Genomic DNA, 16,326 nt, shown 5'->3' on the forward strand with positions numbered 1-16,326 from the left:
GCGCTACCTGTCCCGATCGCGCTTGTCCAGCCGGTACTTCTTGCGCCGCTCGGCCGCGCCGGTCGATTGGTTCTGGGTGGTCTGGCGGTGCGTGTAGCCGTACTCCTCCAGGGAGCCTTCGGAATCCGACCGCGCGGAGGAAACGTCCATGTTGGTGTCCCTCAGAGCGTTGCGGTTCTCCAGCCCGTAAATCCTGTCGTGGGTGCGCGGGTCGTTGTAGTAGTCCGGACGCGGCGTCGTGACGCTGACCGTCATGTCGTCACGGCCCAGCCGCTCGGGCAGCCTGGCGGTGTCACGGATGAGCTGCTGGGTGGAGTAGCCGGCGGTGCCCTGCGGCACGCGGGGCATCTGGTTGTGGATGTTGGCGTTGGGCGCGGCCCCGCTGAGCTGGCTCATGGCGTCCCGGTCCCGGACGTCCATGTTCGGGAAGTGCGGCACACCCAGCCGTCGCAGGTCGTCGGCGTGGGCCGGAAGGTTCTGGTAGCGGGGGTCGGGGCCCGCGTCGAAGGTCGTGTACGCCATCCGGTCCGCCATGCCGGGATCCCTGCGGACCCGCGCACGTGCCGCGGAGGCATCGCCCTCGGACAGGTAGATCTGATCACGGCCGCCGAGGTTCTGGGCGGGCGGCCTGGTCCGGCCCGGCGGGTGCATGCCGCCCGTCGTGGCGCGGATGCCGAGGATGTCCCGCTCCGGCACCCTCACCTGGCCGAACCTGGCGGTGTCAAAAATCTCGCCGCCCCGCGAAGACCTGCGCACATACCTGCCGATGACCTCGCGGCCTTCGTAGAGGATCTCGAACTGCTGCCCCACGTCGGCGGGATACATCTGCCTGCCGGGACGGCTGGAACGCACCCGGGCGACCGTGATCCCGTCGCTGTGCGCCGTCCGGGCCGCACCGCCCGGCCCCTCCTGGGCCGTCGCCTGCGGGGTGGGGACGTTCCCCCGTGCCATCTCCCGGCCGAATGCCGTGGCGTCTTTCTCGAAGGGGTCGCCCTCGCTGGAGACGTTCACACCGGCCCCGTTGTCGGTGCCGTCCACCGTTCCCTTGGACTGCTGGTCGACGTGGCGCAGTTCGTGGTACATCGTCTCGTCGTCGGCGCCTTCCGGGCCGATGACGATGTCCGTGCCCGTCGTGTACGCGCGGGCCCCCAGGTCCTGCGCCGACCGCTGTGCGGCGGGGCCGGTGTGCACCCGTACGGCGCTGAGGTCCATGCCCAGGCCCGCTTCCGCCCGTTCGCGGATGTGCGGGGCCAGCGGGCTGCCGCTGGACCGCACCGCGTCGAGCACCGACTGCTGACCGCCCGGCTGCTCGTGGCCGCAGCCCGCGCCGTGCTGGTGGCGTTCCTCTTCGAGCATCCGCGACACCGCGGCGTTCCCCGCCGCCCGTTGCAGGGCCAGGAGGGGCGGCAGCGCGGCGGGGGTGCGTGCGGGAACGCGCTCCGGTTTCCGGCCGCGGGGCAGTCGGCTCTCGTCATGTGCGTGCATGGGGGTGCTCCACGATGCTCGTCGGAGCAGTCGACGGTATCCGGCGGCACACGGCACCGGGAGGGCCCCGAGGGCAGCCTTCGGGGCAGGGCGGGCGGGCCGGGGCTGCCCCTGGGGGCCCGAACTCACCGCCGCCGGGCGGCTGCCGGGGCGTCATACGCCGCGGCGGCGGCGTGATCACTGTCCGTCCGCCGACCGGACGTTCACCGTCCGCCCAGGGCCCGTTCGCCGTCCGTCCGCCCAGCGCGTTCGCTGTCCGTCCGCCCAAGGCCCGTTCGCTGTCCGTCCGCCCACGGCGAAGCCTGCCCGTCCCCCGGCGGCTTACGGACAGGCTGCCACCATGACCGCCTTCCGCTTCTCCACCAACGTCTTCGCCACGGGATCCCCCGCCGCGTTCGCCGCGACCTGCCGCCGCATCGAGGCACAGGGCTACGACACCCTGTTCGCCGCCGACCATCTCGGGATCGCCGCGCCCTTCCCCACTCTGGTCGCGGCGGCTGCGGCCACCGAGCGCCTCACCGTCGGCACCCTCGTGCTCAACGCGCCCTTCTGGAACCCGGCGTTGCTCGCCCGGGAGATCGCCACCACCGACCAGCTCACCGGCGGGCGCCTCGAAGTGGGCCTGGGCGCCGGGCACATGAAGTGGGAGTTCGACGCTGCGGACATCCCCTGGCAGCCGCTTGCCGCCCGTACGGAACAGCTGGTCGCGACCCTCGACCACCTCGACCGGGCGTTCGCCGCCGACGGCTTCGCCCGCCAGGCCGACCTGCATGCGGCGGGTGTGCCGGTGCTGCGTCCCGTCCAGCGGCACGGCTTCGGCGGCTTCGGCCCGCCGCTGATCATCGGCGGTACCGGCGACCGGGTGCTGCGGCTCGCGGCCGAGCGCGCCGACATCGTCAGCATCGCGGGGATCCACCAGGTCAAGGGCGCGGAGCCGGGCATCCTGCGGATCGGCACCGCGGCCGAGGCGAAGGACCGGGTGCGGTTCGCGCGCGGCTGCGCGGGCGACCGGGCCGATGCCGTGGAGTGGCATGTGCTGGTCCAGGCGGTGGTCCCCGCCGATGACCGTCGCGCCGCCGCCGCGGACCTCGCCGGACGGTACGGCCCGGCGCTCACCGCCGACGACCTCCTCGACACCCCCTTCCTCCTGATCGGCACCGTCGAGGAGATGGCCGGTCAAGTGCTGCGCAACCGCGAGCGGTTCGGCTTCACGTACTACTCCGTCCAGGCACCGTCCACCGAGGCGTTCGTACCGGTGATGGAACGGGTGCGGGCCCTGGGCGGCTGACCGGGGCGGCCTGCCCGGGGCGGGCCGGTGCGCCTTCCCACGGGGACGGGAGGAGCGCCGGCCCGCATGCGGTGGGCCTGGCGGCCCCGCCCTAGACGAACAGGCTCACCACCGCCGCCACCACGAATCCGGCGACCGACAGCACCGATTCCAGCACCGTCCAGGACTTCAGGGTGTCCCGCTCGGTGATGCCGAAGTACTTCGACACCATCCAGAACCCGCCGTCGTTGACGTGCGAGGCGAAGATCGAACCGGCGGATATCGCCATGATGATCAGCGCCAGGTGGGCCTGGGACATGCCCTGCCCGTCCACCAGCGGCAGCACGATGCCGGCCGTGGTGACGATGGCGACGGTCGCCGAGCCCTGGGCCACCCGCAGCACGAGGGAGAGCAGGTAGGCCAGGACGATGACCGGGAGGCCGACGTTGTGGAAGGTGTCGGAGAGCGCGTCGGCGACGCCGCTGCCCTGGAGGACCGCGCCGAAGACACCGCCCGCGCCGACCACCAGCAGGATGTTGCCGATCGGCTTCAGCGAGGCGGTCGAGACGGTCTCCAGCGACTTGCGGGACCAGCCCCGGCGGATGCCCAGCAGGTAGTAGGCCACCAGCAGCGCGATGGTCAGGGCGACGAACGGGTTGCCGAAGAACTCGATGACCGAGCGGGCGGTGCTCGGGTCCATCGCGATGGACGAGAACGTCGACAGCAGGATGAGGATCAGCGGGATCAGGATGATGGTGAGCACGGCGCCGAGCGACACCGGCTTCTCCTGCGGGGTGACGCCGGAGGCCCGCTGCTCGGCGAGGACCGCCGCCTTCGCCTCGTCGGCGGCCTCCACCATGTCCTGCGGGATGTCGACGAAGATCCGCTTGCCGATCCAGGCGGCCCACGCCCAGGTGGCGAGGACGGCGGGTATGCCGCAGATGACGCCCATCAGGATGATCCAGCCGAGGTCCACGTGGAACAGGCTCGCCGCGGCCACCGGGCCGGGGTGCGGCGGCAGGAAGGCGTGGGTCATCGACAGCGAGCCGAGCAGCGGCAGGCAGTACAGGAGCATCGACTTGCCGCCGCGCTTGGCGGCTGCGTAGACGATCGGCGCGAGGACGAAGATGCCGATGTCGAAGAAGACCGGGATGCCGAAGATGAGGCCGGTCAGGCCCATGGCCAGCGGGGCCCGCTTCTCGCCGAAGAGGTTCAGCAGGCGGGTGCTGAGCACTTCGCCGCCGCCGGAGACCTCCAGGATGGAGCCGAGCATCGTGCCGAGCCCGATGATGATCGCGATGTGGCCCAGGGTGCCGCCCATGCCGCTTTCGATCATGGACTTCACGTCGGACTTCTGGACGGTGCCGAAGAGTTCGGTGACCGAAAGGCCCGCGCCCAGGCCGACCGCTATGGAGACCGTGAGCAGCGCCACGAAGGGCTGGAGGCGGAGCTTGATGATCAGCAGGAGCAGCAGGGCGATGCCCAGGACGGCGACCGTCAGGAGCCCTGCGGTGCCCGGGATCAGGGCGAGCAGCCCACCGGTGTGGGGTGGTGGCGACGGCGGGGCGGCGGTCGTGGCGGCGAGGAACATCGTGTGACTCCGTTGTCAGGCAGGGGGCCCGGTGGTCCGGGTGTGTCCCCTGGAATGCATCCAGGCAGGGGGGACCGCGGCACGGCGCCCCGTCGGTACGGGGCGCCGTGCCGTGCGGCGGGGCGAGCGGGTGAATCAGCGCTAACGGCAAGGCAGTTGCTCAGTTCGGGGTCGTGCGGTTCAGGTGGTGCGGTTCAGGGTGGTGCGGTTCAGGGTGGTGCGGTGCGCCGAGGACAGCGGAGGGGACGGTTCCGCGTGTCCGTTCGGCGGCGGGCGACTCCGTTCAGCTAACGACGGTCTCCGCTCAGCTGAGGACGGCGAGCGCGTCGATCTCGATGAGCAGGCCCTTGGGCAGCCCGACGTAGACCGTGGTGCGGGCGGCGGGCGCCTCCTTGAGGCCCTCGGCCTCGAAGTAGGCGTTGTAGATCTCGTTCATCTCGGCGAAGTGGTCGACGTCGGTGAGGTAGACGCGCATCATCATGACGTCGTCCCAGCTCGCGCCGCCCTCTTCGAGGATGGCCTTGACGTTCGCGAACGTCTGGAGGGTCTGCTCGCGCAGCGTGGGGCCGGCCGGGGTGGGGGCCTGGCCCTCGACGGCGGGGAGGAAGCCGACCTGGCCCGCGACCTGAAGGATGTTGCCCTTCTTGACGCCGTGGGAGAACTTCGCGGGCGGGGTGGTGTGGGTGGCCGGGGTGAGCGCGGTCTTCTCGGTCATGGTGTTCAGGCTTCCTGTGCGGGTCCGGCTTGTGGCCGGGGGATTGCGGTTCCGGAGTACTCCCGGCTGATGGCGTCGGCGGTGCGGCGTACCAGCGGGAGCAGGGTGAGGAGTTCCTCTGCGGTGACGACGACGTTCGGTGCGGAGACCGACATGGCGGCGACCAGGCGTCCGTCCGCGCCGCGGATCGGGGCACCGATGCAGTTGATGGACTCCTCGTGACCACCGAGGTCGGTGGCCCATCCCTGTTCGCGGACCTTCGCCAGTTCGGCCAGGAAGGCCGCGGCGTTGGGGGTCGAACGGGACGTGTAGAGGGGGTAGTCGAGCTTTTCCGCGAGGGCGCGGCGCTCGGGTTCTGCGAGGTCGGCGAGGAGCAGTTTGGCGACGGCGGCGACGGTGATCGCGACCGGCTTGCCGATCCGGGAGTACATCCGGACCGGGTAGCGGCTCTCCACCTTGTCGATGTAGAGGACTTCGTTCTCCTCGTAGACCGCGAGGTGGACGGTGTGTCCGCATTTCTCGTTGAGGTCGACGAGGTGGGGGTGGGCGATCTCCCGGACGTCGAGGTTTTCGACGGCTTCCTGGGCGAGCGCGAACAGCCGGGCGCCGAGACGGTAGCGCTGGTCGGGCTGGCGGTAGACGATGCCGTGCTCGTGGAGTGTGCGCAACAGGCGCAGGGCGGTGGATTTGTGCACGCCGAGCCGGACCGAGACCTGTTCGAGGTTGGCCGGTCCCTCCGCGAGCAGCGGCAGGATGCTCAGGGCGCGGTCGACTGTCTGGCTCATGCGCGCACCTCGCCGTGCTCGCCGTGGCGGGATCCGGGGGCGTGCCGTCCGGCGTTCCGCTCGCTTCGTTGCCCTGGTTCGTTCATGGTGCGGGGACCTCCACCCGTGATGTGCGCACCCCCGTCGGTCGTCCAGCCGGGGCCGAGTCGCAGTGTGCCCCAGTCGGCCGGGTCGAGGGCGGCCAGGCGGTCGGCGAGGGCGCGGGCCGGTGGTGTGCCGAGATCGCCGGGGACGGTGAGGGAGGCGGCGGCCATCAGGTGTCCGTGCCGGATGCGGGCGGGCACCGGCAGGTCGCGGAGGGTGCCGGAGAGGAATCCGGCGGCGAAGGCGTCCCCGGCTCCGACGGGCGCGACGACCTCGACCTTCAGGGCGGGGACGAAGGTCACGGAGTCGGTGCCGTCGGCCCTGCGGTCGTAGACGGTGGCGCCTTCGGAGCCCTGCTTGACGACGAGGGTGGCGGGCTCGGGCAGCGCCTCGCGCACCGCTTCGGGCCCGTGTAGATCCCAGGCTGCCTCGGCCTCGTCCTCACCGACGAAGACCAGGTCACAGCCCCGCGCGAGGTCGAGCAGGATCTCAGGACCGTGGGTGCCGGCCCGCCAGAGGCCGACGCGGTAGTTGACGTCGAAGGAGACCAGCGGACGGCCCGGGGTGCGGCGGGTGAGGGTGCGCAGGACGTCCAGGCAGCCGTCGGAGAGGGCGGCGGTGATGCCGGTGAGGTGGAGGATGCGGGCGCCGTCCAGCGCGGTGCGGTCGAGCTGGGCGGGGGCCATCGCGGAGGCGGCGGATCCGGCGCGATAGTAGAGCACTTCGGCGCGATCTGGCTCCTCGCCGTCAACGCCGGTGGCGCGCTCCCCCGCGGTGCGGAAGTAGATGCCGGTGGGGCGCCGCGGGTCGCGCTGGACATGGCCGACGTCGACGCCGTGGCCCGCGATGGTGTCGACGAGATGATCGCCGAATCCGTCGGCGCCGACCCGGGAGATCCAGCGGGCGGTGTGTCCGGTGCGGGCCAGCGCGCAGGCGACGTTGGACTCGGCGCCGCCGATGACGCGGTCGAATGCGGGTACGTCGGCGAGGCGGCCCGGCCGGGTGGGTAGGAAGGTGACCATGGACTCACCGAGGCAGACGACATCCACGCCGGCATCCGGGACGGTGCCGCCGTCCGGGCCGGCGGTGCCGCTGACGTTCGAGGGCCTGGTCACGATCGGGGGTACTCCTTAACTGCGCGGCTGCGCCGGGTGACTGTGCTGCTCTGCGGGGTCGCGGAGGTTTCGCGGCGGGTTCCGTGAAAGGTGTCGCGGAAGGCGTCCGGAGGGTTTCCTGGGATTTCGCGGACGGTTTCCCGGGGCGATTCTCACCATTGACCCGGTGATGGCTCGGATGCTAGACACCTACAAGCGATATACGCAATGGGTGTTGCAGAGAGTGCAACAAGATCTTTGAGGAGGGCCCATGGTCGACGATCGGGACCGGCTCGCGGCGGACCACGCGAAGGGACTCGCCCAGGGACTCGCGGACGAACGCGTCGACCACCGTTTCAAGTCCCTCCCGCCGGACGCCGACGGCCGCACCGTCGGCGAGCTGGCGGCCGAGCGCCGCAACCTCTTCGACGGCGGCTTCACCACCCCCGTCCTGGCCCTCTCCGCCGAGTCCGTCGAGCACAACCTCGCTCTGATGGAGACCTACTCGGCCCGCCACGGCCTGGCCTTCGCCCCGCACGGCAAGACCTCCATGGCCCCCCAGCTCTTCGCCCGCCAGCTGGAGCACGGCGCCTGGGGCATCACCGCCGCCGTCCCCCACCAGGCCCGCGTCTACCGCGCCTACGGCATCCAGCAGATCTTCCTTGCCAACGAACTCGTCGACCCGGCCGCCCTGCGCTGGCTCGCCGCCGAGCTGGACGCCGACCCCGGCTTCCGCTTCATCTGCTACGTCGACTCGCTGCGCGGTATCGCGCTGATGGACGCCGCACTCCGCGAGGCGGGCGCGAGCCGCCCCGTCGACGTCGTCATCGAACTGGGCGCGGGCGAGACCGCCCGCACCGGCGTCCGCACCGAGGCCGAATGCCTCGAACTCGCCGACGTCATCGCGGGTGTGGACACCCTCCGCCTGGTAGGCGTGGCCGGCTACGAGGGCGAGGTGCCCGACGCGACCCCCGAGCGGGTGACGGCCTGGCTGCGCCGACTCATCGCGCTGGCTGTGGAGTTCGACAAGACCGGGCGCTTCGCCGACCTCGACCGGATCGTCGTCAGCGCGGGCGGCAGCGCCTGGTTCGACACGGTCGCCGAGGTCTTCGCCGGGATCCCCGCGCTCTCCGCCCCGGTCCTCAAGCTGCTGCGTTCGGGCGCGTACGTCTCCCACGACGACGGCCACTACCGCCACCTCACCCCCTTCAACCGCGTCCCGGAAGAAGGCGCACTCCGGCCGGCCTTCCGCCTCTGGGCGCAGGTCATCTCCCGCCCCACCCCTCACCAGGCATTCCTCAACGCCGGTAAGCGCGACGCCGCCTACGACCTCGATCTCCCGCAGGCCCAGGTCGTACGCTCCGGCCGGGACGGCATCGAACGCCCCGCCACCGGCATCACCGTCACCGGCCTGTCCGACCAGCACGCCTGGGTCACCACCGAGGGCGCGGACGACCTGGAGGTCGGCGACTGGGTGGGGCTGGGCCTCTCCCACCCCTGCACGTCGTTCGACAAGTGGCAGCTGATCCCGCTCGTCGAGGCCGACGGCACGGTCACGGACTTCATCCGCACCTTCTTCTGATAACGCGGCTGCCGGAGCACCACCCCAAGCCGCTCCCCCAGCACTCCCCCGAGCAGTTTCCCGAGCACGTCCCCGAACGCTTTCCCGAGCAGTTTCCCGAACCGGCATCTCGCACCTTCCCCCGTCTCGCTCTCTCATCAGGAAAACGCTCCGCGCCCCCGTTTCGTGAGACGCCCGGGAAAGATTTCCTGAGCCACCGCCCCCGGCAGCCCCCGCGCCGCCCGCACAGACCCCGGCGGTGCGCGCCGACCCCCGCGGCCCGCACCGCCGGTCTCAGAAAGGCCCCCATGGACACCGTGTTCCGCGACGCACGCGTCATCGACGGATCCGGCGGCCCGTCCTACCGCGCCGACATCGCCCTGTCCGACGGCCGGATCGCCACGATCCACCGCGAGGGCGACGCCGGCCCCCGCCCGTCCGCCCGGCACACGGTGGCCGCCGACGGCCTCGCCCTCTCCCCCGGCTTCATCGACATGCACGCCCACAGCGACCTCGCGCTGCTCCGCGACCCCGCGCACGAGGCGAAGGCCGCCCAGGGCGTCACCCTCGAAGTCATCGGCCAGGACGGCCTGTCGTACGCCCCGGTCGACGACCGCACACTCGCCGAGGTCCGCGCCCAGATCACCGGCTGGAATGGCGACGGCTCGGACATCGACTTCACCTGGCGCACCGTCGGCGGCTACCTCGACCGCCTCGACCACGGCTTCGACGGCCACGGCATCGCCGTCAACGCCGCCTACCTCATCCCCCAGGGCACCGTCCGGATGCTCGCCATGGGCTGGGACGACCGCGCCGCCACCGCCGAAGAGCTGGCGCGGATGCGGCAGTTGGTCGCCGAGGGCCTGGAACAAGGCGCCGTCGGCCTCTCTTCCGGCCTGACCTACACCCCCGGCATGTACGCGTCCGACGCCGAACTGACCGAACTCTGCCGGGTCGTGGCGCAATACGACGGCTACTACTGCCCGCACCACCGCTCCTACGGGGCGGGCGCCCTCCAGGCGTACGAGGAGATGGTCGCCCTCACCCGCGAGGCCGGCTGCGCCCTCCACCTCGCGCACGCCACCATGAACTTCGGCGTCAACAAGGACCGCGCCCCCGAACTCCTGGCCCTGCTCGACGCGGCCCTGGCATCCGGCGCCGACATCTCCCTGGACACCTACCCCTACACCCCCGGCTGCACGACGCTCGTCGCCATGCTGCCGAGCTGGGCGAGCGAGGGCGGCCCGGACGCGATCCTGGCCCGCCTCCAGGACGACGCGAGCGCCGCCCGCATCCGGCAGGTCATGGAGGTCGACGGCGCCGACGGCTGCCACGGCGTCCCCATCGAGTGGGACGCCATCGAGATCTCGGGTGTCTCCGACCCGGCCCTGAGCTGCTACGTCGGCAAGACCGTCGCCCGCAGCGCCGCCGAACGCGGCGAGGAGCCCTGGGTCACCGCCCGCCGCCTCCTGATCGAGGACCGTCTGGGCCCGACGATCCTCCAGCACGTCGGCCACGAGGAGAACGTCCGCCGCATCATGCGCCACCCGGTGCACACCGGTGGCAGCGACGGCATCCTCCAGGGCGCCAAGCCGCACCCCCGCGCGTACGGCACCTTCCCGCACTACCTCGGCAAGTACGTCCGCGAGCTGGGTGTCCTGCCCCTGGAGGAGTGCGTCGCCCACCTCACCTCGCGCGCCGCCACCCGCCTGCGGCTGCCCGACCGCGGTCTGGTCCGCGAGGGTTACCGCGCCGACCTGGTCCTCTTCGACCCGGAAACGGTCGCGGCAGGCTCCACCTTCGACGTCCCGCGCGCCCTGCCCACCGGCATCCCGCACGTCCTGATCGACGGCCGCTTCGTCATGCAGGACGGCAAACGGACCGACATCCTGGCGGGCCGCTCCGTCAGGCGCTCAGCGCCCCGCCCTTGACGGCGGTGATGAACCGGCCCCAGGCGGCGGCGGGGACGATGACCGTCCCCCCGTCCCGGTCCTTGGTGTCCCGCACGGGGACGATGCCAGGGAGGTCGTCGGCGACCTCTACACAGTTGCCGCCGTCGCCGTTGGTGTAGGTGCTGGTGCGCCAGCGGGCGGCGCCGAGGAAGTCCTCACCGATCTCGACGCAGTCCCCGCCAGAGCCGTTGCTGTAGCTGCTCGTACGCCAGACAGCGGCGTTCAAGTCAGTCTGCCTGCTTGCCATTTCGGTAGTCCTCCGCCGTTTCCTCGATCATCGCCAGGGACGCCTGAGGTGGCAGCGCGGCGGCCCTGAGCAGATCGTACGACTTGCGGTACTCCTCCACGAGCGCCGGATCGTCGATGGTGTCCCCGCTGTGCAGCGACTCCGTGTAGACCAGCGGCGGGGCGTCCGGGAAAGCCATGAGCTTGGCCGTACCGAACATGAAAGGGTGCGGCCCTTGATTACGCGGAAGGATCTGTGGAGCGATCCGGTGCCGCCGCGCCAACGCCGCGATGCTCTCCAGCTGTTCGGCCATCTCCGCCGCCGGGAGAATGGGTTCACGCAGCAGCGACTCGTGCAGGATCACCCAGTACATCGGGGTCTTGTGGTCGTCCTCGAAGAGTCGCGCTCGCGCCATTCGGGCATTGGCCTTCTCTTCCACCTCCTCGGTGGGGGCCAACGGATGCGTCGCCCGCACCACCACCCGCGCGTACTCGACGGTCTGCAGCAAGCCGGGGAAGACGCTCGGGCTCCACTCCTCGATGGTCTTCGCTTGCTTCTCCGCCTCCAGAATCCGCGCGAAGTAATCGGCATGGCCGACCCGCCGCGCCTTGCGCACGTCCTCGCACCGCCGCCCGAAGAAGCCGTCCGTCTTCAGCACCCGGTCCACGTGGGCGGCGAGATCGGCCGGCATCCGCCGCTGGCCGTGTTCGATCTCGCTCAGATAGCTCACCGCGTAGAAGCTCCCCTCCACCGTCGCCTGAAGGGTCAGCCCCGCTTCCTCCCGCTTCCAGCGAAGCCGAGCCGTAAAAGGCGGGGACACTGACTGAACCGTCAACTTCCTTGCGTGCAGGCATTTTTCACCGCTCCACGATGTACGCACCGAAAGGGAAATCCCTTCCACGCTACGCCGCCTCGCGTCACTCTGTGAGCAGTTGGTCACGATACGCACAGGAAGACGAAACCATGCCCGACCGGACACACACCCCCCGCCCCCACCACGACGACGACGCGGACGACTGCGCCGAAGCACTCCGCGCCGCACTCGCCGCCAACGGCATCTCCCTGCCCTCCCTCGGCATCGACCTGCCGGCCTTCGCGGGCAGCTACACGCTCCCCCTCATCGCCCTCGGCAACTGCAACACCGCCACCGCCCGCAGGCTCGCCGCCGTACTCCACAAGGCCGCCGGGAAGTGACGAAGCCCCATCGGGACCGGCCCCCGAAGAAGCACGGCGACGCCCCCGAAGAGGCCCGGCGCGAGGAGCTGGCGGAGAGCGTCAGGAGGCTCAACAGGTGGTCGTCCGGCGGAGGCGGGCGACGCTGAGGCCATGGCGCCCGTGGCATCCATGCCGCCCGTGGTGGCCGTGGCGTCAGTGCGGCCGGTCCTGTGCGACCCGCGCGGCCCACTCCATGGCCACGACCGGCTGGTTGGTTATGCCCATCGCCCCCACCTCCTCCGCGAACCGCTCCCGTTCAGGTGTGAGGAAACCGGTGAGGAAAGCCAGCGGCCCGAGGTACCTGCGTTCCTCGCGCAGCCGCCGGGCCAGCGCGAACCCGGCGTTTCCGTCCCCGTCCCTGGTGATGTCGGAGAGCAGCAGGTCCACGGGGTGGGCCGCGAGCAGGCGGAGTGCGGTCGCATCGTTCCGCGCCAGATGCACCCGCGCACCCCGGGAGCGCAGCTCGGCCGTCAGCCAGTACTCGTCCGTGGCTTCGTCGTCGACCCAGAGGACGGAGAGGTCGAGGTCGCGCACCCCGGGCGGCGGAAGGTAGCTGGCCAGCCGCTCGGACGCCGCGGCCGGAACCGGCTGCGGTAACGGGTCCTGGCCGTGCTGCGGTGACGGGTCCTGGGCCTGCTGTGGCACCGGGGCCGGAGCTGGGGCGGGAGTCTGGGGGCGGCCCTGCTCCTGGAGGACGGCCAGCACCAGTTCCCGCAACTGGTCCTCCTGGTTGGTGATCGCCGCCCCCAACCGGGCTGCCCGGTCCTCCCGTTCGGGGCTCTGCCGGATCGTGTAGAAGATCACCGGTCCGGCGTACAGCCCTTCCTCCTGGAACCGCTGGACCATCGCGAACCCGGCGGCGTGGTTGCGCCGCCTGCTGATGTCCGAGATCAGCAGGCCCGGTGTACGGAGACGCAGTTCGCCGGCGGCGGCGGCGCTCGTGGTCACGTGCCGCACCCGCACCCCCAGACTCCGCAGCACCGACCGCACCTCCGCTTTGCGGTCCGGCTGGTCGTCGACCCACAGGACGTCGAGCGTCGGCAGGGCGTAGCCACCCGGCGACTGGTACGCGACCAGCCGACCCTGCCGCACCCATGTCGGCAGGCCCGTCTCGACCGGGAGCTGCACCGGCGGCAGCGGCTCCGGTTGCTCGTACGCAGGTGAACCGCCTTGCGGCGTCGGCCCGTTGCGGAACCCCTCGGGGAGATCCGGATACGGAGCCACGCCGGGGCTGCCCTGCTGCCCGCCATAGGGCGTGTCCGGGGGCGGGGCGGAGTGCTGCCGCACCGACGGCTCCGGGCGCCCCTGCTCCCCGGTGCCGATCAACCCGACCGACGCCGCCTCGACCCGCACGCGACGATCATCCCCGGACGCACCGTTGATCACCTGCCACAGCGGCCCCCACTCCCGCCCCACCCCCTCCGGCCCGTCCGGACCATCGGGCCCGTCCGGGTTGCCTCGGCTGCCCGCCCCCTCACCCGAAAGCCGGGGCCCCTCCCGCAGCCGCAGCAGCAGCCGGGCGGCGTCATCGCGGGCGGTGAGTTCGTCAACGAGCGAGGTGAACGCCGGGTTCGTCACCAAGTCGGGGAACTCGTTCGGCAGTTGACGCTCCAGCGCCGCCAGCACCTCGGCGCCGGACGCGTCGGGTGCGCCCGGCACCAGCAGGTCGTAGCGCGCCACGAACTCCCTGGCCACCGTCAGTTCCGTATCGGCAACGGCGCCGGGCGCCGCCAGCAACGTCCGCCGCACCGTCCGGTACGTACGGAACTCGGCCACCACATCGCCGTCCACCGTCCCGGAAGGGCCCGTCATCATCCGGTAGAAGTCCGGGTAGAAGTACTGGAGCAGCAGCGTCCGGATGACCGCCTCCGGGCCGAAGTCCCGCCACACCGGATTGAGCGTCGCCTCCAGGACGAAGCCGTTCACCAGGCGCTTGATACGCCGCGGATTCCGACCGGTGCGCTGCACCAGCAACTCCACCAGCGCGTCGTCCAGCAGCGGTTCCACCCCTGCGGTCCGCGCGCACCAGCGGATGTACTCCTCGACGCCCTGCCCGTCGGGAGCCGGAATCCGGTAGCTCGTCTGGAAGATCTTCTCCATGAACGCCGAACCGGCGGGCGACAGATCGCGCAGCAGTCCGTTCGGCCCCATGGCGGAGCGGTCGCAGCCGACGACGAAGGCCAGACCGGGTACGTCCAGATAGACCTTCACTGCCTCGCAGACCGCGAGCACCGTCTCCTCCGAGCAGCGGTCGAGGTCGTCGATGAAGACCACCAGGAGGCGGCGCGGCTGATGCCCGTCCGTCTGCGCCCATTCCTGCACCAGATCGCCGATGGCGGCCCGCATCTCGTTACGCGCCTGGGAGTTGACCGACAGGTTCTTCCACAGTTCGTCGACGAGACCGGAGACGCCCAGCGGCCCGGCGGCGACCGTCGTCACGGCGCGCACCGCCCGCAGCAGCGCCCGCTGGTCGGTGACCCGCTGGAGGCCGCGCCGCAGCACCCGCCGGTCGAACCGCATCAGAACGGACTTGATCAGCCCCTCCAGCGCGTCCGCCCCGGTCGACGTCCAGGCGTTGTACCAAACGGTGTGCACCTCGGGCAGCGCCGCCAACTCCGCGTCGACCAGCCGCATCAGGCTGCTCTTGCCCATGCCCCAGCCCGCGTCGATGGCGAGGGTGAAGGGTGTCGAGGGCCGGGAGGAGACCAGCAGCCCGGCGAGCCGGCGCGCGGCGCTGCCGCTGCCGAGCAGATCGGCGGCGGCTTCCGCCACCGGCTCGTCGTTGAGCAGCGAAAAGGGCGTGTACCCGGCTGCTGTGCTCGCCATCCTGGCCCCCGTGTCAGGTCGTCGGCGTGATCCGGACCCGCCGCGCGCCCGGCCGTCCGATTGCCCGGCCGTCGGCTGCAACGAAATCCACGGACAAGCGTACCCACGACCAGTGACAGCACGTGACGAGTCGCACACCATCAGCTGATCAAGGTGGGCAAAAACACCCGGCGAGCGGGCCGACCCGGTCGTAAAGTGGCGGGCATGCAGGTGATCCAGTCAACCAAGCTCGCCAATGTCTGCTACGAGATCCGTGGCCCCGTGCTGGAGGAGGCCATGCGGCTTGAGGCGGCGGGTCACCGCATCCTCAAGCTCAACACCGGAAATCCCGCGGCGTTCGGCTTCGAGTGCCCGCCCGAGATCCTGGAGGACATCCTCCGCTCGGTCGGCACGGCGCACGGCTACGGCGACGCCAAGGGCCTGCTCTCCGCCCGCCGCGCGGTGATGCAGCACTACCAGACCAAGGGCGTCGAGGTCTCCGTCGACGACATCTACCTCGGCAACGGCGTCTCCGAACTGATCCAGATGTCGATGCAGGCGCTGCTCGACGACGGCGACGAGGTCCTGGTACCGGCCCCGGACTACCCGCTGTGGACGGCATCCGTCTCCCTCTCCGGCGGCACCGCCGTCCACTACCGCTGCGACGAGCAGGCGGACTGGATGCCGGATCTCGCCGACATCGAGCGCAAGATCACCGACCGCACCAAAGCCATCGTCGTCATCAACCCCAACAACCCCACGGGCGCGGTCTACGACGACGCACTCCTGGAGGGCATCGCCGAGATCGCCCGCCGCCACCACCTCATCGTCTGCGCCGACGAGATCTACGACAAGATCCTCTACGACGGCGCCACCCACACCCCCTTCGCCTCCCTCGCCCCCGACCTGCTGACACTGACCTTCAACGGCCTGTCCAAGTCGTACCGGGTGGCGGGCTACCGCAGCGGCTGGCTGGCGGTCTGCGGCCCCAAGGCACACGCCTCGTCCTACATCGAGGGCCTGACGATCCTCGCCAATATGCGCCTGTGCGCCAACATGCCGGCCCAGCACGCCGTCGCCACCGCACTCGGCGGCCGGCAGTCGATCAACGACCTGGTACTCCCCGGCGGCCGTCTGCTGGAACAGCGCGACACGGCCTACGACCTGCTGACCCAGATCCCCGGCGTCAGCTGCGTCAAGCCGAAGGGCGCCCTCTACGCCTTCCCGCGCCTCGACCCCAAGGTCTACAAGATCAAGGACGACCGCGAGATGGTCCTCGACCTCCTCCGCGCCGAAAAAATCATGATCGTCCACGGCACCGGCTTCAACTGGCCGGATCCGGACCACTTCCGCCTGGTCACCCTGCCGAACAAGGACGACCTGACGGATGCGGTGACGCGGATCGGGTCGTTCCTTGAGGGGTATGGGCAGTACTGAGGGAGACGCAGCGCCGCCCCCTTCGGCGCTCGGCGCGACAGCGCCACGATCACCAGCACCGGATGCCCGGCGGACAGTTGCCCGCCGGGCATCCGGTGTTTTCGCTCCT

12 protein-coding genes and 1 pseudogene are annotated in these 16,326 nt (G+C 70.9%); 5 read left to right on the forward strand and 8 right to left on the reverse strand.

Annotated elements, in window-relative coordinates:
• Window positions 1–3: 3 nt before the first annotated feature.
• Window positions 4–1,485, reverse strand: a complete 1,482-nt coding sequence (locus tag ACGFNI_RS12160) for a DUF4157 domain-containing protein (protein ID WP_393682938.1) — start codon at window positions 1,483–1,485, stop codon at window positions 4–6.
• Between the two features lie 340 nt (window positions 1,486–1,825).
• Here ACGFNI_RS12160 and ACGFNI_RS12165 point away from each other — a divergent pair, with 340 nt between their 5' ends.
• Window positions 1,826–2,773: a TIGR03621 family F420-dependent LLM class oxidoreductase gene (locus ACGFNI_RS12165; protein WP_393682939.1), complete on the forward strand. Its 948-nt coding sequence runs from the start codon at window positions 1,826–1,828 to the stop codon at window positions 2,771–2,773.
• Between the two features lie 91 nt (window positions 2,774–2,864).
• Here the strand turns inward: ACGFNI_RS12165 and ACGFNI_RS12170 are convergent, their stop codons facing one another.
• From ACGFNI_RS12170 to ACGFNI_RS12185, 4 genes are all read right to left on the reverse strand, one after another.
• Window positions 2,865–4,343: a GntP family permease gene (locus ACGFNI_RS12170; protein ID WP_393682941.1), complete on the reverse strand. Its 1,479-nt coding sequence runs from the start codon at window positions 4,341–4,343 to the stop codon at window positions 2,865–2,867.
• A 304-nt stretch (window positions 4,344–4,647) separates the two neighbouring features.
• The gene (locus ACGFNI_RS12175; protein WP_227050070.1) at window positions 4,648–5,058 is read right to left on the reverse strand and encodes a RidA family protein; all 411 of its coding nucleotides are present in this window, start codon (window positions 5,056–5,058) and stop codon (window positions 4,648–4,650) included.
• 5 nt (window positions 5,059–5,063) lie between these two features.
• A complete protein-coding gene (locus ACGFNI_RS12180) occupies window positions 5,064–5,843 on the reverse strand; it encodes an IclR family transcriptional regulator (RefSeq protein ID WP_393682944.1) in 780 nt (259 codons plus the stop codon).
• Window positions 5,840–6,949: a sugar kinase gene (locus ACGFNI_RS12185; RefSeq protein ID WP_393683057.1), complete on the reverse strand. Its 1,110-nt coding sequence runs from the start codon at window positions 6,947–6,949 to the stop codon at window positions 5,840–5,842. Before ACGFNI_RS12185 ends, ACGFNI_RS12180 begins: the two co-directional genes overlap by 4 nt.
• A gap of 343 nt (window positions 6,950–7,292) precedes the next feature.
• Between ACGFNI_RS12185 and ACGFNI_RS12190 the strand changes: the two genes are divergently transcribed.
• Together ACGFNI_RS12190 and ACGFNI_RS12195 are read left to right on the forward strand one after the other, a co-directional pair.
• On the forward strand, window positions 7,293–8,603 hold the full coding sequence (locus ACGFNI_RS12190) for an amino acid deaminase (protein WP_393682945.1): 1,311 nt from the start codon (window positions 7,293–7,295) through the stop codon (window positions 8,601–8,603).
• 287 nt (window positions 8,604–8,890) lie between these two features.
• Entirely contained in the window at window positions 8,891–10,513 is a 1,623-nt protein-coding gene (locus ACGFNI_RS12195; protein ID WP_393682947.1) for an amidohydrolase family protein, read from the forward strand.
• On the opposite strand, the gene ACGFNI_RS12200 is transcribed toward ACGFNI_RS12195, so the two are convergent.
• Both ACGFNI_RS12200 and ACGFNI_RS12205 read right to left on the reverse strand, forming a co-directional pair.
• Window positions 10,488–10,781, reverse strand: a complete 294-nt coding sequence (locus tag ACGFNI_RS12200; protein ID WP_393682948.1) for a DUF397 domain-containing protein — start codon at window positions 10,779–10,781, stop codon at window positions 10,488–10,490. The genes ACGFNI_RS12195 and ACGFNI_RS12200 overlap by 26 nt on opposite strands.
• Window positions 10,762–11,614, reverse strand: a pseudogene (locus ACGFNI_RS12205) (helix-turn-helix transcriptional regulator). Before ACGFNI_RS12205 ends, ACGFNI_RS12200 begins: the two are co-directional and overlap by 20 nt.
• Before the next feature lie 109 nt (window positions 11,615–11,723).
• Between ACGFNI_RS12205 and ACGFNI_RS12210 the strand changes: the two are divergent.
• Window positions 11,724–11,954: a hypothetical protein gene (locus ACGFNI_RS12210; protein ID WP_393682950.1), complete on the forward strand. Its 231-nt coding sequence runs from the start codon at window positions 11,724–11,726 to the stop codon at window positions 11,952–11,954.
• 174 nt (window positions 11,955–12,128) lie between these two features.
• On the opposite strand, the gene ACGFNI_RS12215 is transcribed toward ACGFNI_RS12210, so the two are convergent.
• The gene (locus ACGFNI_RS12215) at window positions 12,129–14,801 is read right to left on the reverse strand and encodes a P-loop NTPase fold protein (RefSeq protein ID WP_393682951.1); all 2,673 of its coding nucleotides are present in this window, start codon (window positions 14,799–14,801) and stop codon (window positions 12,129–12,131) included.
• 204 nt (window positions 14,802–15,005) lie between these two features.
• On the opposite strand from ACGFNI_RS12215, the gene ACGFNI_RS12220 reads away from it, so the two are divergent.
• Entirely contained in the window at window positions 15,006–16,217 is a 1,212-nt protein-coding gene (locus ACGFNI_RS12220) for a pyridoxal phosphate-dependent aminotransferase (RefSeq protein WP_393682953.1), read from the forward strand.
• The last annotated feature ends 109 nt before the right edge of the window (window positions 16,218–16,326 follow it).

The organism is Streptomyces sp. NPDC048644, assembly GCF_043199105.1.
Classification (GTDB): Bacteria; Actinomycetota; Actinomycetes; order Streptomycetales; family Streptomycetaceae; genus Streptomyces.

Excerpts from the sequence above, each read along its gene's own strand:
- ACGFNI_RS12160 (WP_393682938.1), bottom strand. The coding sequence starts at position 1,485 with ATGCACGCACATGACGAGAGCCGACTGCCCCGCGGCCGGAAACCGGAG.
- ACGFNI_RS12165 (WP_393682939.1), top strand. The coding sequence starts at position 1,826 with ATGACCGCCTTCCGCTTCTCCACCAACGTCTTCGCCACGGGATCCCCC.
- ACGFNI_RS12170 (WP_393682941.1), bottom strand. The coding sequence starts at position 4,343 with ATGTTCCTCGCCGCCACGACCGCCGCCCCGCCGTCGCCACCACCCCAC.
- ACGFNI_RS12175 (WP_227050070.1), bottom strand. The coding sequence starts at position 5,058 with ATGACCGAGAAGACCGCGCTCACCCCGGCCACCCACACCACCCCGCCC.
- ACGFNI_RS12180 (WP_393682944.1), bottom strand. The coding sequence starts at position 5,843 with ATGAGCCAGACAGTCGACCGCGCCCTGAGCATCCTGCCGCTGCTCGCG.
- ACGFNI_RS12185 (WP_393683057.1), bottom strand. The coding sequence starts at position 6,949 with ATGGTCACCTTCCTACCCACCCGGCCGGGCCGCCTCGCCGACGTACCC.
- ACGFNI_RS12190 (WP_393682945.1), top strand. The coding sequence starts at position 7,293 with ATGGTCGACGATCGGGACCGGCTCGCGGCGGACCACGCGAAGGGACTC.
- ACGFNI_RS12195 (WP_393682947.1), top strand. The coding sequence starts at position 8,891 with ATGGACACCGTGTTCCGCGACGCACGCGTCATCGACGGATCCGGCGGC.
- ACGFNI_RS12200 (WP_393682948.1), bottom strand. The coding sequence starts at position 10,781 with ATGGCAAGCAGGCAGACTGACTTGAACGCCGCTGTCTGGCGTACGAGC.
- ACGFNI_RS12210 (WP_393682950.1), top strand. The coding sequence starts at position 11,724 with ATGCCCGACCGGACACACACCCCCCGCCCCCACCACGACGACGACGCG.
- ACGFNI_RS12215 (WP_393682951.1), bottom strand. The coding sequence starts at position 14,801 with ATGGCGAGCACAGCAGCCGGGTACACGCCCTTTTCGCTGCTCAACGAC.
- ACGFNI_RS12220 (WP_393682953.1), top strand. The coding sequence starts at position 15,006 with ATGCAGGTGATCCAGTCAACCAAGCTCGCCAATGTCTGCTACGAGATC.